This window comes from Candidatus Phycosocius bacilliformis (assembly GCF_003112735.1).
Taxonomy (GTDB): Bacteria; Pseudomonadota; Alphaproteobacteria; order Caulobacterales; family Aquidulcibacteraceae; genus Aquidulcibacter; species Aquidulcibacter bacilliformis.
The window spans coordinates 75539-99490 of sequence record NZ_BFBR01000004.1; the positions used below are offsets into that span (position 1 = coordinate 75539).

At 58.8% G+C, this 23952-nt stretch carries 19 protein-coding genes and 1 pseudogene; 7 read left to right on the forward strand and 13 right to left on the reverse strand.

The window, feature by feature from the left end; all coding sequences use genetic code 11:
• Positions 1-112: 112 nt before the first annotated feature.
• The 3 genes and pseudogenes from PbB2_RS07555 to PbB2_RS07565 form a co-directional block, all read right to left on the reverse strand.
• Positions 113-2653 (reverse strand): TonB-dependent receptor, encoded by a 2541-nt coding sequence (locus tag PbB2_RS07555; protein ID WP_108984711.1) that lies wholly within the window; start codon positions 2651-2653, stop codon positions 113-115.
• Between the two features lie 626 nt (positions 2654-3279).
• A pseudogene (gene msrA, locus PbB2_RS07560) lies at positions 3280-3822 on the reverse strand (peptide-methionine (S)-S-oxide reductase MsrA); the annotation flags it as partial.
• A gap of 272 nt (positions 3823-4094) precedes the next feature.
• Positions 4095-6728 (reverse strand): TonB-dependent receptor, encoded by a 2634-nt coding sequence (locus tag PbB2_RS07565; protein ID WP_192576226.1) that lies wholly within the window; start codon positions 6726-6728, stop codon positions 4095-4097.
• A gap of 235 nt (positions 6729-6963) precedes the next feature.
• Between PbB2_RS07565 and PbB2_RS07570 the strand changes: the two genes are divergently transcribed.
• Complete coding sequence (locus PbB2_RS07570; RefSeq protein ID WP_108984714.1) at positions 6964-7809, forward strand: fumarylacetoacetate hydrolase family protein; 846 nt, start codon at positions 6964-6966, stop codon at positions 7807-7809.
• On the opposite strand, the gene PbB2_RS07575 is transcribed toward PbB2_RS07570, so the two are convergent.
• Positions 7799-9874, reverse strand: a complete 2076-nt coding sequence (locus tag PbB2_RS07575; protein WP_192576227.1) for a TonB-dependent receptor — start codon at positions 9872-9874, stop codon at positions 7799-7801. The genes PbB2_RS07570 and PbB2_RS07575 overlap by 11 nt on opposite strands.
• A gap of 125 nt (positions 9875-9999) precedes the next feature.
• On the opposite strand from PbB2_RS07575, the gene tsaE reads away from it, so the two are divergent.
• The 3 genes from tsaE to PbB2_RS07590 are packed head-to-tail and all read left to right on the forward strand — an operon-like array spanning position 10000 to position 12330.
• Positions 10000-10479 carry a tRNA (adenosine(37)-N6)-threonylcarbamoyltransferase complex ATPase subunit type 1 TsaE gene (gene tsaE / locus PbB2_RS07580; RefSeq protein ID WP_108984716.1) on the forward strand — a complete coding sequence of 160 codons (480 nt, stop codon included), beginning with the start codon at positions 10000-10002 and terminating at the stop codon, positions 10477-10479.
• Entirely contained in the window at positions 10469-11593 is a 1125-nt protein-coding gene (locus PbB2_RS07585) for an aminoglycoside phosphotransferase family protein (protein WP_238164910.1), read from the forward strand. The genes tsaE and PbB2_RS07585 overlap by 11 nt, the downstream gene beginning before the upstream one ends.
• Entirely contained in the window at positions 11593-12330 is a 738-nt protein-coding gene (locus tag PbB2_RS07590; protein WP_238164911.1) for a nucleotidyltransferase family protein, read from the forward strand. The genes PbB2_RS07585 and PbB2_RS07590 overlap by 1 nt, the downstream gene beginning before the upstream one ends.
• Here the strand turns inward: PbB2_RS07590 and PbB2_RS07595 are convergent.
• A complete protein-coding gene (locus PbB2_RS07595) occupies positions 12327-13454 on the reverse strand; it encodes a serine hydrolase domain-containing protein (protein ID WP_108984717.1) in 1128 nt (375 codons plus the stop codon). The genes PbB2_RS07590 and PbB2_RS07595 overlap by 4 nt on opposite strands.
• A gap of 18 nt (positions 13455-13472) precedes the next feature.
• Entirely contained in the window at positions 13473-14306 is an 834-nt protein-coding gene (locus PbB2_RS07600) for a bifunctional hydroxymethylpyrimidine kinase/phosphomethylpyrimidine kinase (protein ID WP_108984718.1), read from the reverse strand.
• 68 nt (positions 14307-14374) lie between these two features.
• Here PbB2_RS07600 and PbB2_RS07605 point away from each other — a divergent pair, with 68 nt between their 5' ends.
• A complete protein-coding gene (locus tag PbB2_RS07605) occupies positions 14375-15268 on the forward strand; it encodes an HpcH/HpaI aldolase/citrate lyase family protein (RefSeq protein ID WP_108984719.1) in 894 nt (297 codons plus the stop codon).
• Positions 15269-15275: 7 nt separating this feature from the next.
• On the opposite strand, the gene PbB2_RS07610 is transcribed toward PbB2_RS07605, so the two are convergent.
• The 5 genes from PbB2_RS07610 to PbB2_RS07630 form a co-directional block, all read right to left on the reverse strand.
• Positions 15276-15857 carry a hypothetical protein gene (locus tag PbB2_RS07610; protein ID WP_133245754.1) on the reverse strand — a complete coding sequence of 194 codons (582 nt, stop codon included), beginning with the start codon at positions 15855-15857 and terminating at the stop codon, positions 15276-15278.
• 30 nt (positions 15858-15887) lie between these two features.
• A complete protein-coding gene (locus tag PbB2_RS07615; protein ID WP_108984721.1) occupies positions 15888-16556 on the reverse strand; it encodes a glutathione S-transferase family protein in 669 nt (222 codons plus the stop codon).
• A gap of 26 nt (positions 16557-16582) precedes the next feature.
• Positions 16583-17791, reverse strand: coding sequence for a threonine ammonia-lyase (locus PbB2_RS07620; RefSeq protein WP_108984722.1), 1209 nt, complete (start codon positions 17789-17791; stop codon positions 16583-16585).
• Positions 17792-17864: 73 nt separating this feature from the next.
• Positions 17865-19769 carry a monovalent cation:proton antiporter-2 (CPA2) family protein gene (locus tag PbB2_RS07625; protein WP_108984723.1) on the reverse strand — a complete coding sequence of 635 codons (1905 nt, stop codon included), beginning with the start codon at positions 19767-19769 and terminating at the stop codon, positions 17865-17867.
• Entirely contained in the window at positions 19762-20283 is a 522-nt protein-coding gene (locus PbB2_RS07630; protein ID WP_108984724.1) for an NAD(P)H-dependent oxidoreductase, read from the reverse strand. Before PbB2_RS07630 ends, PbB2_RS07625 begins: the two co-directional genes overlap by 8 nt.
• 69 nt (positions 20284-20352) lie before the next feature.
• Between PbB2_RS07630 and PbB2_RS16060 the strand changes: the two genes are divergently transcribed.
• Together PbB2_RS16060 and PbB2_RS07640 are read left to right on the forward strand one after the other, a co-directional pair.
• Positions 20353-20958 carry a DUF6196 family protein gene (locus PbB2_RS16060; protein ID WP_192576228.1) on the forward strand — a complete coding sequence of 202 codons (606 nt, stop codon included), beginning with the start codon at positions 20353-20355 and terminating at the stop codon, positions 20956-20958.
• A 1-nt stretch (position 20959) separates the two neighbouring features.
• Complete coding sequence (locus PbB2_RS07640; RefSeq protein ID WP_192576229.1) at positions 20960-22225, forward strand: DUF3667 domain-containing protein; 1266 nt, start codon at positions 20960-20962, stop codon at positions 22223-22225.
• A gap of 112 nt (positions 22226-22337) precedes the next feature.
• Here the strand turns inward: PbB2_RS07640 and PbB2_RS07645 are convergent, their stop codons facing one another.
• Positions 22338-23009 (reverse strand): hypothetical protein, encoded by a 672-nt coding sequence (locus PbB2_RS07645; RefSeq protein ID WP_108984726.1) that lies wholly within the window; start codon positions 23007-23009, stop codon positions 22338-22340.
• Positions 23010-23421: 412 nt separating this feature from the next.
• A complete protein-coding gene (locus PbB2_RS07650) occupies positions 23422-23733 on the reverse strand; it encodes a GIY-YIG nuclease family protein (RefSeq protein ID WP_108984727.1) in 312 nt (103 codons plus the stop codon).
• Between the last annotated feature and the right edge of the window lie 219 nt (positions 23734-23952).

A 23952-nucleotide genomic window follows, 5' to 3' on the forward strand; every position in this document is an offset into this window, starting at 1 on the left:
TTTGCTGAAATCAGACAGTCAGACTGCCCAAGCCTCTGAATACCTTCCCTAAACGCAAACGGGGCGGCCCGAAAGGACCGCCCCGCAGATGTCACAGCGTGACCATCGTGATTTAGAACTTGGTCCGCAGAGTGACCTGAACCGTGCGCGGTGCACCGAGCGAGTAGCTTGGCGCACTGCCCGAGCGGGCGACCGTGGTGCCAGTTACCGTCGACACATTGGCGATGGCCAAAGCGTTGTTGGTCGAGCTGATGTTGCCATAATAGCCTTCATCAAACAGGTTGATGATGTTGAGCTGCAACACCGTGTTCTTCGCGCCGAGCTTTTCGAAGTCATAGCTGGCGTCAAGGTCAACCACGACATAAGCAGGAGCTGCTTCGTCGTTGACGTCGGTCGAGAACCGCTCGCTCACTTGCTTGCCCTGCAAGCCGAGGGTCAAACCATCGATTTCATATTGCAAGCGAAGGGCGTAGGTCGAATCCGGGGTTTCCACCAGTTTCTTGCCAGCGGTTGGCAGGGCGGTGGTAGCCGACAGCGGCACATTGTTCTTCAGCTCACTGTCATTGAACGAAGCCGAAGCATAAGCGGTGAAGTTCTTGCTCACGCGCCAGCCCAGTTCCAGATCGAGACCCTGCAGATCCACCGAACCCACGTTGCGGTCGACGTTGATCCCGAGGGTATCGTCGAAGGCCGTCACAATGCGGTTGTCATACTTGGTGTTCCAGAGGGCAACCGACGTTGTCAGGTTTTGACCCTGATAACGATAGCCAATGTCGAAGCTTTGCGTGGTTTCTGGCACGGCATTGTTGAGCAGGATTGCCCCGGTCACGAAGCGCAGCGGGGTGTAGAGGTTGTCGGTCCGAGGGGCCGAGAAGCCTTCTGCATAGCTGGCATAGACCGAATTGTTTGGCAGGAACTCATAGCTCGCGCTGATGTTCGGCAGAACCGCGTCATATTTGCGGGTCGCCTTGTAGGGCGCGATATATTGGGTCGAACCGGTCGACGCGAAGGTCACATTCCGGTTTGCCAAAGTGGCGTTGGGGGTTTCGGTCGTGCACAGCACGTTCGAGGTCCCGTTTTGGCTGTAGCAGCGCTGATCGAGCTGACGCTCGAAGAACGGGGCGCGGACGCCAATATTCACCCGCAGCTTATCTTCAAAGAACAGACCATTATAGTCGATAGCGATCTGGTTGAGCTGGGCGATCGAGAAGCGATCACGGCCGCGCAAGAAGCTGCCGTCAGCGCCAAATACTTTCGGGCCTTCGCGGCCGCCGAACACGTTCAGCGGGTTGCCATTAGCTGACAAGCGGGTGAATTCGCCGGTCTGACGGTGACGGCCATAGTCAAACGTATACGCAACACGCAGGCGGCTATTGTCATTAATGTCCCAGATCAAGGACGCGTTGACGCCAACACGATTGGTGTTGGTGTTGTTCGGGGTGTACAGACGCACGCTGTCGAGCACATCACCGTCGCCATTGAGGTCAACACCGGCTGCGGTGGGGGTTGCACCTGGGCCACGCAGACGACGGTCGGTTTCGCTGACCACCGTGGTGCCGCCACCATTGGCCAACACATACTGATACGTGGGGTCAACGGTCAGACGCAGATTTGGCATCAGCTGGAAGCTGGAGCTACCGCGAATATTGCCCGTGTTGGAAGGATTGATCCGCAGACCAAAGAAGTTGGTGCAGCTGCTGGCATTGGCTGGATTGTCAGCCGATGAAAGGAAGTTGGGATCGCTGGCGACTGTGGTCGAGCCCTCGTTCTGAGCAGTCCCAGCAACACCGGCAACCCGGGTACAGGAGGCGAGGTTGTCAAACTTAGGACCATAGAAAGCCCACTGCGCCAAGCTACCATTGCGGTAGAAAGCGTTGCGGTTTTCATTGTAGTGGAACGACAGGCTGACGAAGTCGGTGTCATTCAGCTTTTGGAAGATGCGAGCATTATATTGCTGCTTCTCCAGTTCGCCGGGTCCCTTAAACTTCGAATATTGCTGATAGGAACCGCCGATAAAGGCTGTCGTGTCCCAGGGACCGAACTTACCAGTATCATAGATCAACAGGCCGCGGCCATAGGAAGACGAACCAGCCGACAATGTGGCCCGGAAAGCGCGGGTGTCATCGGGGCGGCGCATGCGCAGATTGATGGTACCACCGGTGGCCGAAGCAGACGGGCTGTCAACGTCGGTCGTGCCGGTGTTGACGGTCGTGCGGCTGATATATTCACCATCGAGCTGCTGGTTGGTGAAGATGGCGTAGTTGCCGGTGTCGTTCAGCGGAATCCCGTCAACGGTCAGCGAGATGCGGTTACCGTCAAAGCCACGCAGACGAACGTTACCACCCGACGAACCATAAGCATCCGAGTTGGTGAAGTTAAGGCCTGGAACCAGGTTCAAACTTTGGATTACGGTCTGACCGGTTGGCTGGGTTGCGATATATTCAGCCGTAATGGTCGAGCGAGTCTTCGGGGTCTTTTCGTTTTCGATCAGGCCAGCCGTGGTGCGGTTACGCTGGGCCGTCACGATGACGAGTTCGGATTCGGCCTGTTGCGAGCCGGTGGACTGTGCGAAAGCAGCGCCACTCCAGCCAAACAAGCTGAGGGATAAGGCGGCGAGCGCAACGCCAGAAGACAAGCGCTTAACGTGAGACATAAGTAACCCCTTGTGAAAATCATTTTCGTGCGCATTTGCATTGGGAGGCTGCGCTGTGAGTGGGCCGTCTAGCCCGCCTGAGCTACGCCTCTGCGACGTTTATGTGACACTTATATGACAGCAGGCGGTCTGGGCAGTTGGCGTGCCACATCTTTGTGCCAAGCCGTTCGCACAGTGGCAACAATGTTACACATTGTTAACGGTTTGAGCAGAACCGAAGGTAATCGGGTGGCCTCGAAACAGCCAAGGCAGGTGTTAGGAGGAATCAGTCCCAATCCATTTTCTTTCCCTAAAGCCTAGAAGAATGACCTTAATGGCTAAAGGCTCTCGAACACCAAACGAATAAACGGTCGAGCCAAAGGCTCCCCCGGAATTAAAAAAGAAAAAGCGGTGGAGCCAAAGGCTCCCCCACAACCCAAAAGAAAAAGCGGTGGAGCCAAAGGCTCCACCGCAAGGCGATGCTCAGGGAGCGCCGGTCCAATTCCGCGCTCACGAAGAGCGCAACGAACCATTCCGGACACCAAAGCCGAGCCAAAGACCCGACTTGCCCTTACGTTAGCCTGTTGCTGCCGGGTTTGTAAATGCCGTGCGCAGCATTTGCCACAAAATGCCGCATGTTTGCGCCATTACTGCCCCCAGACGGCGCGCAAACGGGCATCCCGACCGCAGCCATTGCGATAATAGGCGTAGCGAAGCGGATTTTTCTGATAATAATCCTGATGATAGTCCTCCGCATCATAGAAGGGCTTTGCCGGCAGGATTTGGACAGCAATTGGTTGCTGGAAGCGGGCAAATACCTTTTGCTTGGAGGCTTCTGCGGCGGCTTGTTCTTGGCTGGTCGCCACAAAAATCGCCGGACGATAGGTTTCACCCTTGTCACAGAATTGGCCGGACGCATCAAACGGGTCGACCTGCAGCCAATATGTGTCCAAGAGCTGCTGATAGGTCACTTTCGTAGGGTCATACGTGACTTTGACTGCCTCAAAATGACCCGTGCCGCCGCGCCCGACTTGCTGATACGTGGGATTGGCCAACGTGCCACCCGTATAGCCTGAGGTGGTCGCCACCACGCCGGGGATTTGATCGAATGGCTTTTCCATGCACCAGAAGCACCCACCAGCAAAGATGGCTGTCGCAAGATTTGCCGCAGCGGGCGCTGACGCTGATGCGGGTGTAGGTGCGGGTGCAGGTTTTGGCCCGTCCGCTTGGGCGCGTGATTGAGTTCCACAGGCTGTCAGCAGAGCCAGACTAACCAAAGTGACAGCGATCGAAACGGGGCGATGAAAGGCGTGTGTCATGAGGACCTATACGCAAGTCAACGCTGGCTGGTTTCGCCAGCGTGCGATTTTACCAAGCCCATGGATCAGTCGGACAGGCCAATATGAAAAAGGGGCGCAGCTTGCGCCGCGCCCCCTCCGCCTAAAGAGCTTCAGGTGAAAGCTTAGTAGCTCCACCGCAGGGTCAGACCATAGGTGCGGGGTTCACCCACAAACGCATTGATCTGGCTGTTGATTGGGCGTGGCGCAAAGCCGCCCACGGCAGGCTGATTGGTCAGCGCTGGCGCATCACCCTGCAATGGCGCGTCGAAGGTGATCTGTGCATAACGCTCATCGGTCAGGTTGCGACCCCACAATTCAACAGTCCAACGCTCATCCGCCGTGCTCAAAGCCAGACGGGCGTTGAACAACGTGTAGCCAGGTTGGGTTTTACGTGGGTCGAGGTTCGAGCCGGTAATGGTGTCGGTGATGGTGCGGAAGTCGGCATAGGCCTTGAACAAAGCCTTGTCGGACAGGACCGAGCGCTCATAATTGAGGGCCGAGCCATAGGTCCACACCGGCGAGCTGGTCAGCTGGGCACCGGGCAACAAATACAAGTTCGGGTTCTGACCGAGGAATGTGCTGGGCTGCGAAGCCGCACCCAAATTCTTCGTATACTCCGTCAACGAATAGGCGGCACCACCCGTGAGAGTCAGACCATCAACTGGGGTACGCAGCACGTAGTCGAACTCCACCCCTTGCGACACCACTTCAGGAACCGCCGTCACGACGAAGGAGATGCCGGTGAAGGTGTTGAGCTGGAAGTTTTCGAAGGTCTGGTGATAGGCGGCGAAGTTAGCAGTCAACGCACGGTTGAACCACTGGGTCTTCAGGCCGACTTCATAAGCATCGACGGTCTCTGCTGCGAATGAGGTGTCGGGCTGACGCACGGTGCGGTTGCCAACACCAGGCGACACGATGGAGGTGACCAGATTGTTCTGGAGGTCCGAGAAGGCGCGGTCGAGGTTGAAACCACCGGCCTTATAGCCACGCGAATAGGACACGTAGGAATTGATGTTCGGGGCAAAACGATATGCCGCCGACACAATGCCTGACCATTCGTTCTCAGACTTCTTTTGACGATGGTCCATGCCATCAAGGGCAGAGCGCATCCAAGGTGCGCAGATCGCACCAACCACACCAGCCAGAGCACCCGCATTACGGGCTGCATCCAGCCCTAAGCGATTTTCAATGGCAGTACAGCCAGTGTTGCCCAAGGTGCGATAGCTGGCCCGGAAATTCTTGTCTTCCGAGGTATAACGCAGACCCAACGTAACGCTGAAATCATCGTTGAACTGGTAGATGTTGTGGGTGAACAGGGCCAATGATTCTGACTCTTGGACATAGTCGTCAAACTGACCACCGCCGCCAGCAAGTGTGCCGATATTGGCCGGGGTCACGCCCAGAATCGATTGCCAGGTCGACACCACACCAGCCAATTGGGTGTTGGTGACAGCAGGGTTCAGCGGGTTGACCGCCAACGATGGGCTGGCCAAAGCCAATGCGGGGCCGAGCAAGGCACCAATATAGGCTTGGTAATCATTGCCCGTGCGGAACCGCACATGGTTGTTGAGGGTTTCCTTGGCATAGATGGTGCCAACCAGCCAGTCGAGCTTGCCGACTGTGCCAGCATAACGGAATTCCTGGCTGAAGGTATCGAACTCAGCCCCGGCCCCTTCGGACTTCAAGCTGTAAAGAATGTCGGCACCGGTATAATCAGAATCCGCCCCGGCCACGCGCTTCCAATTGCGCTTGGCAGTGATGGAGGTGAGCTTGCCGAAGCCGACATCCCAGTTGGCTTCCAAGCTGAAACCTTGATCATCAATGTCCTGATCATAGGTGCGGTTGGCGCTGGCCAGATAGCTATTCAGATTGCGGCTGGTTTGCAGGCCATTGGGCGAGATCTTGTTGATGATGTCGGTGGTGGAAGGCACCCGGACATCACGCAACCAAACTGCGGCGGCGCAGCAGGCTTCTGCGCGTGAAGCAACATCGACGATCAGACGCGCATCAAAGGTCTCGCTGGGGGTGTAGAGCAATTGCCCGCGGACTGCGTAATAATTGGTGTCATTGGACTCAGTCCGCGCCGTGCCATTATTGACATTCATATAGCCGTCACGGGCACGGGCCGTAACATAGAGACGGCCCGCCAGCTTGTCTTCAATCAGCGGACCAGTGATGCCCAAACCAATCCCACCCAGGCCATAATTGCCAAAGGTCGCATCACCCGAGGTGCCAAATTCGAAGCTAGGCTTCTTGGTGGTGACATTGATCAGGCCCGCCGAGGTGTTGCGGCCGAACAACGTACCTTGAGGGCCACGCAACACTTCGATGGCGCGGATTTCACCCAGATCGCCGAATGCGACGCTGTTACGTGCACGGAATACGCCGTCAATCACCACACCGACCGAGGATTCAAGGCCGGGGTTCGACCCTTGGGTCCCTACGCCGCGAATACGGGCCGTCACCGAACCAGAGTTTTCCGACACAGGCACCTGCAGTGATGGGGCCAATTGGGTCAGGTCGCGAATGTCCTTCACGCCAGCCGATTGGATTGCTTCAGCACCGATCGCGGTCACCGCAACGGCCACGCTTTGCAGCGCGGTCTCACGACGGGTTGCCGTCACAATCACTTCTTCAACTGGTTGCTCTTCAGCCGCAGCAGGTGCTTGCTGCTGTGCAAAGGCGGGTGCGGCATAAATGGAGGTTGCACATGCTGCCAAAAGCAGGCCGCGATAACCGAGGCGGTTCATCTTCATCTTTCTCTCCCAGAGAAGTATCTTCGTTGTTTCCAGACCCAGTCGGACCCAGCTTGCGCCGCCAAGGCCCAAAATTGACACTTGGCGGCATAATGATGGGCGGACCATACGCATGGTTGACGTAGGGGTCGAGGGTGAAATACTGCAAATTCAGGTCACAATGCCGTGCTGTGACCAAATCGTCACAATATTGGCCAACACGACAGAGTCTGATCCGTGAAAGGATAATAAGCGCATGAAACTTGCCACGATTTTGTACAAGGACGTTCAGCGCATCGCGCAAATCGAAGGCAAGGTGGCGCAACTTTTGGCAGCCCCGGCGGACGGGCTGGGCGTGGTATCGGCCTTGCGCGGGCCAGCAGAAGGACGCGCCGTGTCCGAAGAAGTCCCCCTGCAGGATATCCAGTTTCTCGCCCCCGTGCCTCAGCCCCCCCGCATCTTCGGCATTGGCCTTAATTACGCCGACCATGCCGCAGAAACTGGCCGGGAGCCACCGGCGATCCAGACGTGGTTTATGAAGCAGATGACGGCGGTCAACGCCCCCTATGGCGATGTGGAAAAGCCTGTGGTGTCTGACAAGCTCGACTTCGAGGTTGAGCTTGTCGTGGTGATCGGGGCCAAAGCGCGGCATGTCCCGGTTGAGCGGGCCGGAGACGTGATCGCGGGCTATTGTGTGGGCTGTGATTATTCGGTGCGCGACTGGCAACGCGCCACACCCACGATGATCATGGGCAAGGGCTTTGACACCCATGCCCCGTTCGGCCCCTATCTTGTGACCCCCGACGAGATTGACAATCTGGACGCCCTGCGGCTGCGCTGCTTTGTCAATGATCAATTGATGCAGGATGGCTGCGTGGCGGATTTGATCTTCAAAGTGCCCGAGATGATCCATCACCTCAGCACCGCCTTTACCCTCTTGCCCGGCGACATCATTTTCACCGGCACACCCGCTGGCGTTGGGATTGCCCGCACACCGCCGCGCTTTCTGTTTGCAGGCGACCGGGTCCGCTGCGAGATCGACGGGCTGGGCCATATCGACAATCGCATTGTCGATGAAGTCAAAGCGACCCTTATCGCGTGATCGTCACGCTGATGCGCCAGATCGGTTCATCGGTGGCCGAGATAATCCCCGCACCTGTGACAGTGGTGGCAATCAGGCTGCGCGTCAGGTTTTCGCCACGCACGGAAAGCTCGACATCCGGTTTCAAATTCCACGTCAGGCGCGCGTCGAGAGCCTGAAAGGACTTGAGCTTGCGCGTGTTGAGGTCATCTTCAAACCGGGGGCCTTCCCCGCGCACGCCAAGGCCTAGACGCACATCACGCACGGGGGAAATCTCAAGACCCAAATAGCTTGACCATGGCGCGGATTGGGATGGGCGCAGACCGGTCAGGGCAGGCAGTTTGGCCCCGCCCTTAACCTGACTGTCCACCAGGCTGATACGGGCTTCAAGGCGCGGGCTTGCCGGGCCATCACCGACCCAATTGAGACCGGCTTCTAAACCCGCCGCGTCGATGCGTCCGGCATTTTGGCGCTGGCGCAACGTGCCACCCGCTGGCAAGAAGCCGACCCGTGGCAGAAGCCCTGGCCCCGTCCCGATCGTTACATTGGTGATCGGATCGGACAGCCGGTTGAGATAGAGGCTAAGGTCCGCCGACACGCGCCCAGGCAAAGGCCACACGGCAGACTGCCATTGGTGGCGCACATCAAGATCCAGCCCATCCAAAACTTCCGGCACCAGATCAGCATTGGCTTCGGTCACATCATTGCCGACGCGGAACGGGCGATGCAACTCATTGAGGCTGGGCGGGCGGAACGTGCGATAAAGGCTCAACCGAACCCATCCGTCGCGCCCGTAAGCTGATAGCCGCCCTGTCCATACCTGACCATCTCGGGCGGATGGGCGTTCGGCCAAGGTGACAAGACCCGTGACCCGATCGGTTTCAAGGCGCATGGCATCGCGATTGGCCCAATGATCGAGGCGCACACTGGCATCCAATCCAATCGCCCCGTCCGGGGTGCGCAACAGGCGCGGCACATCCAGACCCACACCGATCAGGTCTTGCTGTCCCCCGGCGACGCGTAACCGGGTGAAAGCACCGCTTTGGAAGCGAAACAGCTCCCGTGTCTCACCCTCGCTGCGCCGCCAGTCGAGGGTCCAGCGCTGCGCCCGCCCGGCCAGATCAAGGCCCAAGACGACAGATCCCCCCAATGCCGAGGCCGGGGTTTCAAACTGATCCAAGGCCGGGACCACGCTGGCCCGATCGGGGCTGACCGATACGGTCTGATTGGCAAAGTCGCGGTCTTGGGAAAACACGATGATGCGGCCACGACCCCAATCACCGGCAAAGCTGCGCGCTGCGCTGATATCAAAGCCCTCCGCGCGGCTGGCTGCACCCACTGTGCCAGCCCCCTTGACTTCCTCAAAACCTGATAGCCGCCAGGACCACAATCCTGCCTCAGCAGGCATCTCGCCTACCAGCGTCCATGTGGTTGCCGACAGATCGACAGGTCGGTCAATGGCCCCGCGTTGGCTCGGTTGAACGGGAATGAGGCCGTCGCCCACCTCATGGGAGGCCATCATCGTCACCTCGGCGGGGCCGATTCGCAGGCCCGTTCGCGCCGCAATCTGTGCCGCACCTTGCCCCCCACCGCTAAGCCGCACCCGCGTCGGACCGCCGCGCCCTTCATAGAGATCCAAAGTCCCGGTGAGGGCCAAAGGACCAAAGCCTGCCCCTGCAGCACCACGGCGCACATCCACTCGGTCCAAGAACAGCGGGTCATGGCGAACCCAGAATACCCAACTGCCGAATGGATCATTTTGCGGCACGCCATCGAGACTGATGAGCGCGCGACCTGCGCCATTGGGGGCAATCGGCCGTAAGGACAGTCCTTGAATGGTGGCATTTGCAACAGGGCTGGCTGTTCGGCGAAACAGACCAACGCCGGGCAGGTCGCGAAAAACTTCATCCAATCTTTGGCCGCCACCTGCCTGCAGATCGGATGCCTGCAGCACGATCTGGGCTGGCATCGCGCGGTCGGGCGGGAGGCGTTCAGCGCGCACCACCACCACCTCGGCCGGGAAGTCAGTGGTCCCGGCTTCCGCGACGGGCGGAGCCGGCATCAAGAGCATGGCAAACAGAAACATCTTGGCATTCCTCCTAACCCAAGCCGGCGGGCATAGGATAGCGCCCTCACACAGGGGTGGGATTGGCAAGATTTCAGCAGCGACGCGTTTTGACCCCGCGCCCATCCTCTTTTAAGGCCAGATCTATGGGTGAGCTCATCAAATCCATCGGCTTAAGCCATGATGGCGAGACACGTGCCTTGGGTGCGCGTCTGGCCAAAGTCCTGCGTCCGGGTGATTGTCTGGCGCTGCGTGGCGACCTGGGAGCGGGCAAAACAAGCCTTGCCCGTGGCCTGATCCAGAGCGTGATGGGGGCGGACGTCGAAGTCCCCAGCCCCACCTTTACCTTGGTCCAGCGCTATCAGCCCGATCCTGCGATCTGGCCCGACATCGGCGAAATTCTGCACTTTGATCTCTACCGCCTTGAAGCCCCCGACGAGGTTTGGGAATTGGGTTGGGAGGAGTTGGACGAGACAATCAGCTTGGTCGAATGGCCTGACAAAGCCGGAGATCTTCTGCCACCCATGCGGCTGGATATTGACATCACCTTCATAGGGGATCATCGCCGCGCGCATCTCTCCGCTGTACCGCGTTCTAACTGGAAAAGCCGCCTGCATGATGTGTGAACCCTCCTTGTCCGGAGCATCGGCTTTCGAGGCCGCGATTGACACTGTGCTGTCCGCCTCGGGCTTTGGCACGGCGCGTCGTCAGAAGTTTGAGCAGGACGCCTCAACCCGTTCCTATGAACGGCTGCATCTGGATGGGCGCACCGCCATTCTGATGAAGGCCCCGCCGGGCAATGAAGATGGCCCCTGCCCGCCGCATGCCGATGAAGCAACGCGGCACGCGCTTGGCTGGAATGCTTTGTCTCGGCTGGCGGCCTCGCGCGTGGAGGCATTTGTCGCGGTATCGGCCCATCTGCGGGCGCACGGATTTTCCGCCCCCGCGATTCTGGCTGAAGATGCCAGAATTGGCGTAGCTGTGGTGGAAGACTTGGGCGATGATTTGTTTGCCCGGGTGATTGGCGAGAATCGCGCCGATGAAGTTGGCCTATATCGCGTGGCCGGCCAAGTGCTGGCTGCCCTGCATCAGATCCCAGTCCCTTCAGAATTACCCTCCCCACTTGGACCCTGGCCAATTCTGGATTTTGACCGCATTGCGTTGCGCGAGAATGCCAATCTATTTGTGGAGTGGACACCGCGGTTCTTGGACCAAGATGGCTTCTCAGCCAGTGCACGGGCAGACTGGGACGATATTCGTGACAGCCTGATCCAAGAGATTTTAGGCCATCACCGCGCCTTCACCTTGCGCGACTATCATGCCGAGAACATCCTATGGCTGCCAGAGCGGGCCGGGATCGGGCGGGTTGGCCTGCTTGATTTTCAAGACGCCGTGCATGGCTACCGGGCTTGGGACTTTGCCATGCTGTTGCATGATGCCCGCCGTGATGTGAGCCCTGAGGCCCATGAGGCGGCAATCAGTGCGTATCTGGATGCCATCGGGGCAGAGCGCGCGGCCTTTGAGGAAGAACTTGCCATCCAGGGGGCGATCAATGCGCTGCGCATTCTGGGGATTTTCTCTCGCCTTGTCGGTCGAGACGGCAAGCAACGCTATCGCCAATTCATGCCGCGCGAGGCGGGGCATTTGGCTCGGGTGCTGGACCATCCCCGCCTGAAGGATTTGCGGGCCTGGGTTAAGGCCCATGTTCCTCTGGATGCCTTTGATCGGGCCACCGGCTAATGGTGCAGGTGCCAAGCCACGCCATGGTATTTGCCGCCGGTCTGGGGACCCGCATGCGGCCCTTGACCGATGATCGCCCCAAGGCACTGGTTGAGGTCAATGGTCGCTGCCTGATTGATTACATGCTGGACCGTTTGGCAAAAGCCGGCGTGGAAACAGCTGTTGTCAACGGCTTTCACTTTGCCGACAAACTGGTCGCCCATCTGGCCAGCCGCACACAAAAGGCTCCCACAATCATCCTCTCGCGCGAAGATGATCTGCCAGAGCCCCTCGAAACCGAGGGCGGTCTTATCCATGCGCTGGGTCATTTCCCCGATGGCCCGCTTCTGACGTGCAATACCGATGCAATCTGGGTGGAGGGCCACGTGATTGAACGTATGGCCGCTGCCTTTGATCCCGCACGCATGGATGGGCTGTTGCTGCTGGCCCGGCTGGATCAGGCCCTTGGGTTTGATGGACCCGGTGACTTTTTCATGGATGGGGATGGGCGGCTGACACGCCGAGGCGAGGCTGTGGCCGCCCCATTTGCCTATGCTGGTGTACAGATCACAACGCGGGACAAATTCATCGGCAAGCCTGAAGTCAAGCGATCTTTGGCCCGAACCTGGTTTGATGAATGGGGGCCACAGGGGCGGCTCTTTGGTTTGGCGCTTGATGGGCCTTGGCTGCATGTTGGCGACCCGCAAGCCCGCATGGATGCCGAGGCGCGCTTGATCAGCCTTGGGACATTCTCCTAAGCCCGGTCGACACAGGCATAGAGCGCCTGGATCAGACGGCCGGCACGTTCATCCCCCAACAATGCCGGTGTTTGCTTGTTCATGACATAGGCCGCCGACAAACGTCGTGACGGATCGCCAAAACCGCCCGACCCACCCCAGCCCGAATGGCCCAAAGTGTCAGGATTTGGTCCATAACGCAGATTGGAATTGCGCATGACCCCAGCTGCCCACGCAATCTCATAAGGCAGAACCAGATCGACAGTGCGGATACGCTCTTGGGTAAAGGCCGTCATCGTCTCAGGCGAGATGATCTCGTGCGAGCCAATCCGGCCATTATTGGCAAACACGCCATATAAAGTGGCAACCGAACGGGCTGTGCCGTGACCATTGGCGGAGGGGATTTCCACGCTTCGCCACACTGCCCCGCCGCGATTGGGCGAGGACCATGGCGTGAGGAAAGCAATTCTGCGGGCTTCTGACACCGGCCCGAGTTCCGGCATCGCTTTGGGTCGGCTCATCTCGGCACAACGATCATGATGGGCTTCGGGCAGACCGATCCAGAAGTCGATATCGAGTGGCCCACAAATGTCTTTGCGCAATTGCGTGCCAAGACTGGTGCCATGGGCGCGCTGGGCCAATTCACCGGCAATATAGCCATAAGTCAGCGGGTGATAGCCGCTGGCCGTGCCCGGTTGCCAAAGCGGAGCCAGAGCGGCCAAAGCCTCGGCCAGAGCGGGCGGGTTCAGCCACAGATCGGGATCAATCGGCTCGGCAAAGCCCGGCACACCGGCTTGATGCGACAAAGCCTGCGCAATCGACACAGTCTTGCCATGGGCGGTAAACTCAGGCCACAGCCAAGCGATTGGATCATCAAATCCCAGCAAGCCTTGATCCTGCAAACGGGCGATCACCATGGCAGCGATCGGCTTGGTGGTCGAATAGACCGGTACCAGTGTCTGGCGAGTCCAAGGCCGGGTCTTGGCCCTGTCCATGTGGCCACCGACCAGATCAACCACCACTTCCCCGTCCAGAATAGCGCAAAAGCCTGCCCCCAGTTCGAGACCTTCGGCAAAATTGGCGTTGAAAGCATCCAGAACCGGCTCAAAACCCGGCGCGACATAAGGGGAAACCAGATCCGTCATACACACCATCTGGCCTGATCAGCTTAGCTGGGTCAAGGCTAAAGGCTTTGCAGTCCAAGCCTGAGGTCCTGCTGCAATGATCGGCAGTTCAGGAGCACGCCAAGCCTGGGCACAAGCCACCACATAAGAAACCCCAGCCAAGGCCGCCGCCATGGCGTCAGGGGCCGGTCTTGCCTGCAGCAGATAGCCGAGAAACAATGTCGCCATCAGGTCGCCAGTCCCCTTTGGCGGATGATCCAAACACGGGTGCGTGGCCAGCCAACGGCTTGCCCCGTCCACGAACAGGCCACCGATCTGATCGTCCACCATGACCGATGAAACAAGACCGGGTTTTCCCAGACTGGCTGCAGCCTGCGCGATGGCATCAAGCCCAAGGGGCGAGGTGCCGGTCAGATATCCCAGCTCCCACAAATTGGGCGTAAGATAATCGGCGCGCGGCACCAAATGTGTCATCAGCGCCTCGGCAACATCGGGGGCAACATACAGGCCGCCTGGCGCATCACCCATCACTGGATCCACCAACACAATCGCACGCGGATTGGCGGCCTTGACCGAATCGATGGCGCGGGCCGCCACACTAATCTGTTCCGGGCTTGCCAAATAATCGGTCAGCACAGCATCGACCAAAGCAAAAAGGCCGTTGGCAGCAATGCCTTCCAGCATGCCCGCGAACACATCGGCCGGCACCGGCCCGCCACCGGGTGGACCCCAACCGGGATGGCGGCCCAAAAGTGTGGTCGGCACATGGACCGGATCGATCTGATAAGGACTGACGGCCAATGTCAGACTGGCCAAGGTACCCCCGACCCGGCTTCCTGCAACATGTGATCCCAATATGAGCAGCAAAGACATGCCAGACCCTTTACGCCACCGGCCCGCCTGTGGCTAGAAGAGCCAGATCAGACCGCGAAAGGCTTATTATGACCGCAGCTCAGGCCCGTCCCCGTCGAAGCGTCCTTTACATGCCCGGTGCCAATAGCAAGGCATTGGAAAAGGCCAAGAGCCTGGCCGCAGATGCTGTCATCCTCGACCTGGAGGATGCTGTTGCACCTGATGCCAAGAGCGAGGCGCGCGACGCCGTCGTCCAAGCCGTCAAGGCGGGTGGCTATGGCAAGCGCGAGGTCATCATCCGCGTCAATAGCCTGACTTCTCCCTGGGGCGCGGCGGACCTTGAAGCTGCCGTCCATGCCGGACCTGATGCCATCTTGTTTCCGAAAATCTCGTCTGCCGATGAGGTGCGCACTGCCAGCGAGGCGATGGACGCCCTAGGCGCTGCCCCACTGATGGGCTTATGGGCGATGATCGAGACCCCACGCGCCATTCTTGAGATCGCGCAGATCGCAGCGGCCAGCACATCGACCCGATTGGCGGGCTTTGTGATGGGAACAAATGATCTGGCCAAAGAGACACGCGCGCGCCAGACCGCCGACCGCGCGCCCTTCCATTTTGCCTTGGCCGCCAGTGTCACCGCCGCCCGCCTCTATCATCTGGCCATCATTGATGGGGTCTATAATGACATTGCCAATAGCGAGGGCTTTGAGGCGATTTGCTGGCAGGGCGTGGAGTTTGGCTTTGATGGCAAAACCCTGATCCATCCGAGCCAGATTGAGATTTGCAATCGCGTGTTTGCGCCCGATGCTGCCGAGGTGGCCCATGCGCGGGCCGTGATCGCCGCCTTCAACGACCCGGCCAATGCGGGCAAAGGCGTGTTGAAGGTCGACGGAAAAATGACCGAACTGCTCCACCGCGACATGGCCGAACAGACGGTGGCCATCGCCGATGCAATCGCGGCCATGTCTTCAGATGGTATGTAGGCGCAAGCTAGGTTTTCAAACCCGCAAGCCAGTCGGTGAACTGAGCCGCCAGCGCTGTTGAAAGCTCTGGCACCTGTCGGCGACCGCCCTCGAGGAGGAAAATCTGAGCGCCACTCAACAGCATGACCCGGGCACCTGAAGCCGCGAGACGGGCTGATTCCACACCCTTGGGCAGGCCTGGGTGTGTGACCTCGCGCTCCATCCATAGACCACCGGCACCTTCCTCGACAAAGCGCAAATGCGTGGTGACCGATGGCCCCACTCGGACGGCCTGTCCTTCAATCTGCAAGAGGTCAAACACATGGGTGGTGGCCCGCACTGCCCCCGCAGCGGCCACACGAACAAGCGCGCGGGTCAAGGAGGCGGGCTTGAGGTCGCGGGCAAAATCACTGGTGCGGACACTGCCCTTAAAGCCAAACCAGACCGCTTCCCCCTCACGCGGCAACAAGTCTGTCAGCGCCGCAGATGAGGCAATCCCCGCATCCGTGTTGGCGGTCGGGACAGCCTCGGCGCGAGAACAGGCGGCCAGAAAGGCGAAGGGTGCGGATAAAAGCAGGGTGCGACGTTGGATCATAGTGGTGATACGCACACCTCCCGCCAGCGGTTTCACATGCCTGCCTTAAGCAATGTCGGTTTCCTCAATCGTCCAACTTTCCATGCGAGCCGCCTGATCCCAAGCCGCAAAGTCCGGGTCCGCAAAAATGGTCTCGCACCAGGCTTGCAAACGGCTGGAAACTGGCACCTGATAGGTGCGGAACCTTGTGGCAACCGGGGCATAAAAAGCATCCACAATGGAGCGTTGCCCCAGCACATACGCCCCACCCGGCTGACCTGATGCATCCATCAAGCCACACAAAAGTGCATCAATGCGTGCGACCTGGAACTGCACCGCCTCGGACCACACATGGCCCGTCTTCACACGCTTCAGATTCATCGGCAGGCCCTGACGCAAAGCGGCAAAGCCCGCATGCATTTCACAAACCGCCGAGCGCGCCTGTGCCCGCAAGCCCGCATCATGTGGCCAAAGCCCGGCATCGGGGACACGCTCATGGGCCCATTCGCAGATCGACAGCGAATCCCAGATGCGCAAGCCATCTTCCAATTCCAACACAGGCACAGTCCCTGATGGACTCACTGCCAGAATGTCAGGATTGGGTCCCAGACCACGCGGGCCGAGCGGCACAATCCTTTCCTCAAAATCAATCCCGGCCCAGGACAAAGCCAGCCATGGCCGCATCGACCAGCTGGAATAATTCTTGTTGCCAATGGTGAGAACGGGCAAAGCCATGGCGGCAACTCCGATCAGGATAAGGGTCAAATGGTGCGGGGTGGATAGCCTGCTGCAACCAACGCATCGATGATTTCTTGCGTATGGCGCGAGTCGCGTGTTTCCATCAGAATATCGAACTCTGCCCCTTTGGCTGGGACGTCCAATGCCAAGCGGTTGTGGGCCACCTCAAGAATATTGCCACCCAGATCGCCAATCACCTTGGAAACCACAGCCAACAGACCTGGCCGGTCATCGCCAATGATCCGCAGGCTCACGATCCGCTTTTCGCGCACCAGCGCCCGGGTCAGCACCGAGGCCAATAAGCGGGAGTCAATGTTACCACCGCACAGCACAATGCCCACTTTCTTGCCGCTAAAGCGCTGGGGATGGGCCAGAAGGGCCGCCAGACCTGCAGCACCTGCGCCCTCTGCGACCGTCTTTTCGACGTTGCAGAACAATGTGATGGCTTGCTCAAGATCATCCTCATCAACCAGGACGACATCGCGCACCAATTCCTTGACGATTTCAAAGCCCAATCGTCCAGCTTGTTTGACCGCGATGCCTTCAGCAATTGTCTGCCCGCCACACAAGGGGCCGGGTTCTTTCCCGGCAAGCTCTGCATGCATGGAGGGGAACATGCGGGTTTGCACACCCACCACTTCAATGTCGTTTTTCATGGCCCGCGCGGCCACGGCGATGCCGCTGATCAGGCCGCCCCCGCCAATGGGCACGATCAGGGTTTCAAGTTGGGGGGCCTCTTCCAGCATTTCGATGCCGATGGTGCCTTGGCCTGAAATCACGTCGGCATCATCATAGGGATGGACGAAGGTCAGGCCTTCGCGATCCTTGAGCTGATAGGCAAAAGTGGTCGCCTCCGACAGGTTTTCCCCGTGCAGCACGACCCGCGCACCATGTTTGCGTGTGTGCTCTACTTTGGTGAACGGCGTACCCAAAGGCATGACAATGGTGGCCGGAATACCGAGGCGCGCCGCATGATAGGCCACACCTTGGGCGTGATTGCCTGCCGACATGGCGATCACGCCATTGCGCCGCTCAGCCTCAGTCAACAGCAACAACTTGTTGAGGGCACCGCGCTCTTTAAAGGCGGCGGTGAATTGGAAGTTCTCGAACTTCACCCACACCTCGGCCCCGGTAATGTCCGACAGCGTCTTCGACATCAGAAGTGGCGTGCGGATAATACGGCCTTCAATGCGGGCAGCAGCCGCGCGGATGGAATCCAATGTAACGCGCATCAGTGAGAAAATCCCTATATTCAGTCCCGTCGGAGCGAAACCTCCGCGTCTTTAGGCCGGACGCCAGCCCGGATCAATCAGGCTTTGCTCTTTCCGCCAGACGGCGCTCAAAAGCCTCGCGCTCCAACGTCTCTTCGCCCCACTCATCGCCATCGCTTTTGCCGACCAAGGCGATCATGTCACGTTTCAGCAATTCTTCTTCCAGTGCGGTACGGTCGCGCACAATGCGCTGGTAATCGGCGAACTCAACCCGCTGCCAATCCTCAAACATGGCGAGAAGCGCGCGTTCATCATAGCGGGTGAAAATCATCCCGGCCCGCTCAGCCGCAAAGGCGGGCTTGCCCATCAGTTTGAGAGACTTCACCCCCAAGCGCACAGCCGCGGCAAATGTCTCCCGTTCCAGACCGTCCACCTGGGCAGCCATGAGTTGATAGGCGTGGCGACGATCGATGGCGCGGGCAAGGATTTTGAGATTGGGGAAAGCCTCACGCGCGGTCTTGACCAATTCCAAGGCCTTTTCATCATCATCAATCGCCACAATCAGCAAGCGCGCCTCAGCGGCACCGGCCAAACGCAACAAATCCAACCGCGTGGCGTCGCCATAATTCACTTTACGGCCAAAGCCGCGCAGCACATCAACCTGGTCGGCATCATGATCCAGCACGCTGATCTTATAGCCATAGGTCGACAACATACGGCCGACGATTTGCCCGAACCGGCCATAGCCCGCCACAATGATATCGTGATGACCTTCCTCGACCTCTGGTGCCCGATCTTCGCCGGGGCTGGTCTCAAACCGGCGCATCGCCCAGTCGCCCGCCATGAGAAGCAAGGGGGTGAGCGCCATGGATAAAGCCACTGCCACCACCAGCGGTGCGGTCACGCTGGCAGGGATCACCCCGGCCCCTTGGGCAAAGGCAAACAAAACAAAAGCAAATTCTCCACCTTGGGCAAGACCCAAGCCAATCAGGGCGGCTTCCCCCTTTTTGCGGCCAAAGGCGCGCGCGATGACATAAAGCGTCACTGCTTTGACAAGGATCAGGCCGACAACCAGCCCGAGGATTAGAAAAGGCTGGGCGACCAGCAGCGCGAAATTGATGCCCGCGCCAACCGATATGAAAAACAGGCCCAGAAGAAGGCCCCGAAATGGGTCAATATCGCTTTCAATCTGGTGGCGGAACTCACTGTCGGCCAAAACAACCCCAGCCACAAACGCCCCCAATGCCGGACTGATACCGACAAATTGCATCAACAATGCCACCCCAACGACCAGCAACAAGGCAAAAGCGGTGAGGATTTCATGCAGGCCTGAGGCGGCCACCCAGCGGAACATCGGGCGCAACAGGACTCTTCCGGCCAGCACAATCGCACCGACCGCCAGAACCACAGCAATGCCCTGCGCCCAGCCGGGATAGCCCGCCAACGCCCCGGCCTTGGCCGCAGCCCCATCTGCCACCTGCAATGTGGCCAAGAAGGGGAAAAGTGCCAGCATCGGGATGATGGCAATGTCCTGGAACAACAGGACGGCGAAAGTCGTGCGCCCCGCCTCAGTCCCCGCAATCCCCTTTTCGCGCAGCGATTGCAGGACGATGGCCGTTGAGGAGAGCGACAAGGTAAGCCCGACGGCCAAAGCCACTTGCCAGCTCAAGCCCAGTGCCATGCCGATGGCTGTGGCGATCGCCCCGGTTCCCACGACTTGCAGGCCACCCATGCCAACAATGGCCGTCCGCAAACGCCACAACAGGGCCGGCTGCAATTCCAATCCGATGAGGAACAGCATGATGACGACACCGAATTCAGCGGTGTGCATAACATTCTCAGGATCGCCGACCAGATTGAGCACATAAGGTCCGATCAAGGCCCCAGCGATGAGATAACCCAGCACCGAGCCCAATCCCAATCGCTTGGCCACCGGTACGGAAACGACGGTCGCCGTCAGATAGACAAAGGCGGATTCCAGAAGATTGGCTTCAGCCATGGATCAGCCCCTCCAGCATGGCGGCGAAATCATGGGCCGCATCGGCTAATGCGTCGGGTGTCATTTGGCGGCTGGAATGGACCACAAATGGCGGCTGCCAGCGGCATTGGCACAAATGGGCCGTGGCCTCAAATGGGCGCAAAAGCTCCTCCATCGTGAAGCGGTTAGAGCCTTCAGGGCCATAAGTGTGGGCGGCACTGCCGGTGGTGACCGCTTGGGTCCAGGTTTTGCCCGCCATTGCTGTCCCGCCCTCGCCATAGGCCCAGCCATAATCCAGCACGACATCCAGCCATTCCTTGATCAAGGGGGGGGCCGAATACCAGAAGAAAGGATGCATCAGCACGATGTGATCATGGTCCAAAAGCAGGCGCTGTTCGGCCTCCACATCAATCAGAAAGTCCGCATAAGTCTCATAGAGGTCATGAATTGTGACGTGATCCATCCGCTCTGCCACTGCCCGCAGTGCCCGATTGGCACGCGAGCGCAGATAGGAGGGATGGGCGAAAATGATCATAACAGATGCTGGCACGAGTCTGGATAACCTCTTTCCTTCAGACCGGAACAAGGTCGCGCTTGCGATCTGATGCCAATCATTCACCCAAATGATCCCCAGCTTATCCGGCCAAAGGGCTCGGTGGCAATGGGGCGGATGGACGGCAGCCCACCCTGTGGCATCTTGCTTCAGACGGCACAAACCCTTATCGATACCGGCGAGTATAGGCGCGGAACAGCTATGTTGGTGCACGTCAGTCAGGAAAGTCCCGCACAGACACAGGCGCGCTTAGCCATGGTACTGGCTCAGGCCAGATGGTGGGTCGCGCCGCAGCTCTACCGATTTGAAGAATTTCCCGATACCGAGTTCGCACATCGGATCAATCATCAGGCGCTGGCTTTGGTACGCGATGGCCATGTCTGGTCTCAATTGGTGCCCTGCGGCGACGGCCAGCAAGATGACGCTTTCACCATCTTCAGCTTTCACTTCCCCGAAGGTCTCGACAATAGCGGCTTCGTCGGCTGGCTGGCGAGCTTGATCAAACAGCAGGTCGGCACAGGTGTTTTGGTCATATGTGGCCAGAACCGGGCGGCAGGTGGCATATATGATTATTGGGCTTGCCCGCCGCAGTGCCGTGACGCGGTCTTGGATCTGATCACGCGCCTTCGGCTTGCCCATGTCGCGGGGGAGGCATGACATGACTGGATCAACTCCCGCTACAGCTCCACCCGCGACCTGTCAGAATTGCGGGCGGGTCCTGATGGGCAGCCACTGCCACGGCTGTGGTCAGGCCGCCGATGTCCACCGCTCCTTTGCCAAGGAGATGATTGCGATCCTGCGCAGCATGATCAACGTCGACTCCCGCGCGCTGCGCACCATTGTCAGTCTGGTCTTCCGGCCCGGCAAGCTCACGCGGGACTTTGTCTATGGCAAGCGGGTAGGGCTCTTACCGCCTTTTACCCTTTTCATCACGTCGGTCTTTTTCCTCTTCACCTTCTTCAACCTATTCGTGGGGCCGACCTATTTTGCTCAGAAGCAATATTCCAAGGCAGAGCTGCTGGTTGAAGCCGAAGACTCCCTCCAAGATGCGCTGGAAATGCAGGGAGAGACCCTCGAGCGCTTGCAGCAATTGAGGAAAAACACAGCGCAAGATCAAACCCCTGCGGCAGAGCACCGCCTCATGCACTTCAACAAGGACATGCAGTCAGATCAGGCACGCGTCGATCGCGCGCGCCAACGTCTGGCTCTCGTACAGGCTTTGCCGGACGGCAAGCTGGTTGGCACTGGTGATCCATTCGGCATGTCCTATTCCTACAAGGGTGAGAGCCTGCTGGGCGGAGACGCACAAGATCTTCTGTTTGAAATCGATGCGGTCGCCGATAACTCAGCCGACCCCATCGTCGAGCAGCGCGTCGATCTGGCGCGCAAGTTTGTTAGGATCGCCATGGCCACCGGCCAACATGGGACGATTTGGGACAAGGTCACCCAGATCGTAACTTTGTTTGCGCCCCATGGCTTTACGGCAACCACACCGTGGCCGGCCCTGAATGAACGCATGACACCCAATCTCAAGGACCCGGCAGTCTTCGTCCATAAATTTGCGTCCTCCGCACAGAATTTTGCCATCCTCATTGTGCCGGCCAGCCTACCCTTCATTTGCCTTCTGCTGGCTTGGAAGCGCGAAGCAAGACTCTATGATCACGTGGTCTTTACCCTCTATGCATCTGCCTTTTTGGTCCTGGCCTTCATCTGCTTTGCCATTTTGGCCCATTGGATCGCCTGGGCTGACCTTCTGGACTATATGATCATTGCCTATGTGGTGCATTTATTTGTCCATTTGAAAGGGGCCTATCAGTTGCGATTTGGCACTGCATTGGGTCTGACAGGCGTGTTTGGGATCTTCTTTGCGCCAATTGCGATTTTGCTCTTCTTTTCCGGTGTTGTCTTCTTCACTGCCATCTAGGCGTCAGGCAGCCGCCCATCATGAAAATACAGGTTTAAGCCTGCTGTGGCGGCCTGTGTTGCCCTAAACCCAACACCCCCAGCCCCGCTTGAACATCAAAGCGGGGTCACAGCTATAACAAGGTGATCATCGGTACTGGCCAGCGGCGCGGCGGGGGTAAGGGCGGGGGACGACTTCGGCTTTTCTGGGTGATCTGAAAACCCATGGCATCGAAGGTGGCGCTGATTTCATGGCCGCGTCGGGCCATGATGCGGGGGCGCTCTTCAGGGGCGAGCATGGGGCCGGGACGGCGGCGGGCGAGGGAGTAGGCCAAGCGTTTGGCCTTGGCCTCGGGGTCGGCTGCGATGGCCTGCAGCAAGTCCAAGCGCCGCAACCAGTGGCCGATGGGTACAGGGGCGGGGGCAAAGTTAAAGGGCCGGGCTTGGCCTGTGACAGCAGCAGATAGCGCCTCAAACCGCTGCGCGAGCGTGTCAGGATGGGGCAGAAACGGGGCCGGAAACACCCGAAAGCCTGGCGTGCGAACAGAAGGCTTGCGCGCCTTCTTGCGGCGCAGGTTTTCAACCTGCGGCTTGGCGATCAATTCATGCTCCAGATCAAGCGCCATCAGGATCAATATCCGGCGCAAGAAGGCCTCAAGCGCCCGCACACCCGCCCGCAGACGGGCCGCCACCGCCTTGCGCACAAAGTGCGGCCGTTCCCACAAATTATCCTTTGCCAAGACATGGCTATGCAGCCGCAAGGCCAGGGACAGCACAAAGGCAAAGGGGGCAAGTGAGAAGGCCATGACACTATCATGGCGGGGGAAGCTATGCTGTGGGATAGATTGGGATGGCCCCCCCCACCCACACCACGTTGTCATCCCGGACGGCGAAGCCGATCCGGGACCTTGTGGTGCACATGCGCGAGCAGGTCCCCGCTCTGCGCTGCGCTCCGGCGGGGATGACATCGTTAAAAAAGTTAAATTATACATAGCGGTGTCATCCCGGACGGCGAAGCCGATCCGGGATCTTGTGCCGCAAAAGCGTAAGCAGGTCCCCGCTCTCCGCTTCGCTTCGGCGGGGATGACATCGTTTAGAGTTGGTTGCATTTATAAATGGGTGTCATCCCGGACGGCGAAGCCGATCCGGGACCTTGTGCCGCACGTGCGCATGGAGGTCCCCGCTCTCCGCTATCGCTCCGGCGGGGATGACATATGGTTAGAAACGAAAGTCTTCCCACAAATCGCGCCAATCCGGGTTGCTCCTTTCCACCAACTCAATCTTCCACGCGCGCCGCCAACGCTTGATCCGCTTCTCGCGCTGGATTGCGACGGTGACTTCACGATAATTTTCGACCCAGACCAGCCGTTCCAAATTGTATCGGTCGGTGAAGCTGTTCTTGAGCTGGTGAGTTCGGTGTTGCCAAACACGCTTAATGAGGTCGCTTGTGAACCCGACATAAAAAGTCCCTCTCGGACGATTAGTCATGATGTATACGAAGTATTTGTCCTCTATCCCCGACGCGCCCATCTCTCATATCCCGGGTAGAATTTTTTGCTATTTTAAATAAGCAAAATCCAAAGTCTACTTATGAGTTTGTGTCATCCCGGACGGCGTAGCCGATCCGGGATCTTGTGGAGCACATGCACGAGGGGGTCCCCGCTCTGCGCTATCGCTCCGGCGGGGATGACGTCGTTTGGAGTTGGTTGCATTTATAAATGGGTGTCATCCCGGACGGCGAAGCCGATC

What these genes read in the sequence shown, in the direction of transcription:
- PbB2_RS07605 (WP_108984719.1), top strand. Translation starts at nt 14,375, where the DNA reads ATGACCGCAGCTCAGGCCCGTCCCCGTCGAAGCGTCCTTTACATGCCC.
- tsaE (WP_108984716.1), top strand. Translation starts at nt 10,000, where the DNA reads ATGGGTGAGCTCATCAAATCCATCGGCTTAAGCCATGATGGCGAGACA.
- PbB2_RS07585 (WP_238164910.1), top strand. Translation starts at nt 10,469, where the DNA reads ATGATGTGTGAACCCTCCTTGTCCGGAGCATCGGCTTTCGAGGCCGCG.
- PbB2_RS07565 (WP_192576226.1), bottom strand. Translation starts at nt 6,728, where the DNA reads ATGAAGATGAACCGCCTCGGTTATCGCGGCCTGCTTTTGGCAGCATGT.
- PbB2_RS07570 (WP_108984714.1), top strand. Translation starts at nt 6,964, where the DNA reads ATGAAACTTGCCACGATTTTGTACAAGGACGTTCAGCGCATCGCGCAA.
- PbB2_RS07590 (WP_238164911.1), top strand. Translation starts at nt 11,593, where the DNA reads ATGGTGCAGGTGCCAAGCCACGCCATGGTATTTGCCGCCGGTCTGGGG.
- PbB2_RS07625 (WP_108984723.1), bottom strand. Translation starts at nt 19,769, where the DNA reads ATGGCTGAAGCCAATCTTCTGGAATCCGCCTTTGTCTATCTGACGGCG.
- PbB2_RS07555 (WP_108984711.1), bottom strand. Translation starts at nt 2,653, where the DNA reads ATGTCTCACGTTAAGCGCTTGTCTTCTGGCGTTGCGCTCGCCGCCTTA.
- PbB2_RS07620 (WP_108984722.1), bottom strand. Translation starts at nt 17,791, where the DNA reads ATGCGCGTTACATTGGATTCCATCCGCGCGGCTGCTGCCCGCATTGAA.
- PbB2_RS07630 (WP_108984724.1), bottom strand. Translation starts at nt 20,283, where the DNA reads ATGATCATTTTCGCCCATCCCTCCTATCTGCGCTCGCGTGCCAATCGG.
- PbB2_RS07600 (WP_108984718.1), bottom strand. Translation starts at nt 14,306, where the DNA reads ATGTCTTTGCTGCTCATATTGGGATCACATGTTGCAGGAAGCCGGGTC.
- PbB2_RS07640 (WP_192576229.1), top strand. Translation starts at nt 20,960, where the DNA reads ATGACTGGATCAACTCCCGCTACAGCTCCACCCGCGACCTGTCAGAAT.
- PbB2_RS07615 (WP_108984721.1), bottom strand. Translation starts at nt 16,556, where the DNA reads ATGGCTTTGCCCGTTCTCACCATTGGCAACAAGAATTATTCCAGCTGG.
- PbB2_RS07575 (WP_192576227.1), bottom strand. Translation starts at nt 9,874, where the DNA reads ATGTTTCTGTTTGCCATGCTCTTGATGCCGGCTCCGCCCGTCGCGGAA.
- PbB2_RS07650 (WP_108984727.1), bottom strand. Translation starts at nt 23,733, where the DNA reads ATGGGCGCGTCGGGGATAGAGGACAAATACTTCGTATACATCATGACT.
- PbB2_RS16060 (WP_192576228.1), top strand. Translation starts at nt 20,353, where the DNA reads ATGCCAATCATTCACCCAAATGATCCCCAGCTTATCCGGCCAAAGGGC.
- PbB2_RS07645 (WP_108984726.1), bottom strand. Translation starts at nt 23,009, where the DNA reads ATGGCCTTCTCACTTGCCCCCTTTGCCTTTGTGCTGTCCCTGGCCTTG.
- PbB2_RS07595 (WP_108984717.1), bottom strand. Translation starts at nt 13,454, where the DNA reads ATGACGGATCTGGTTTCCCCTTATGTCGCGCCGGGTTTTGAGCCGGTT.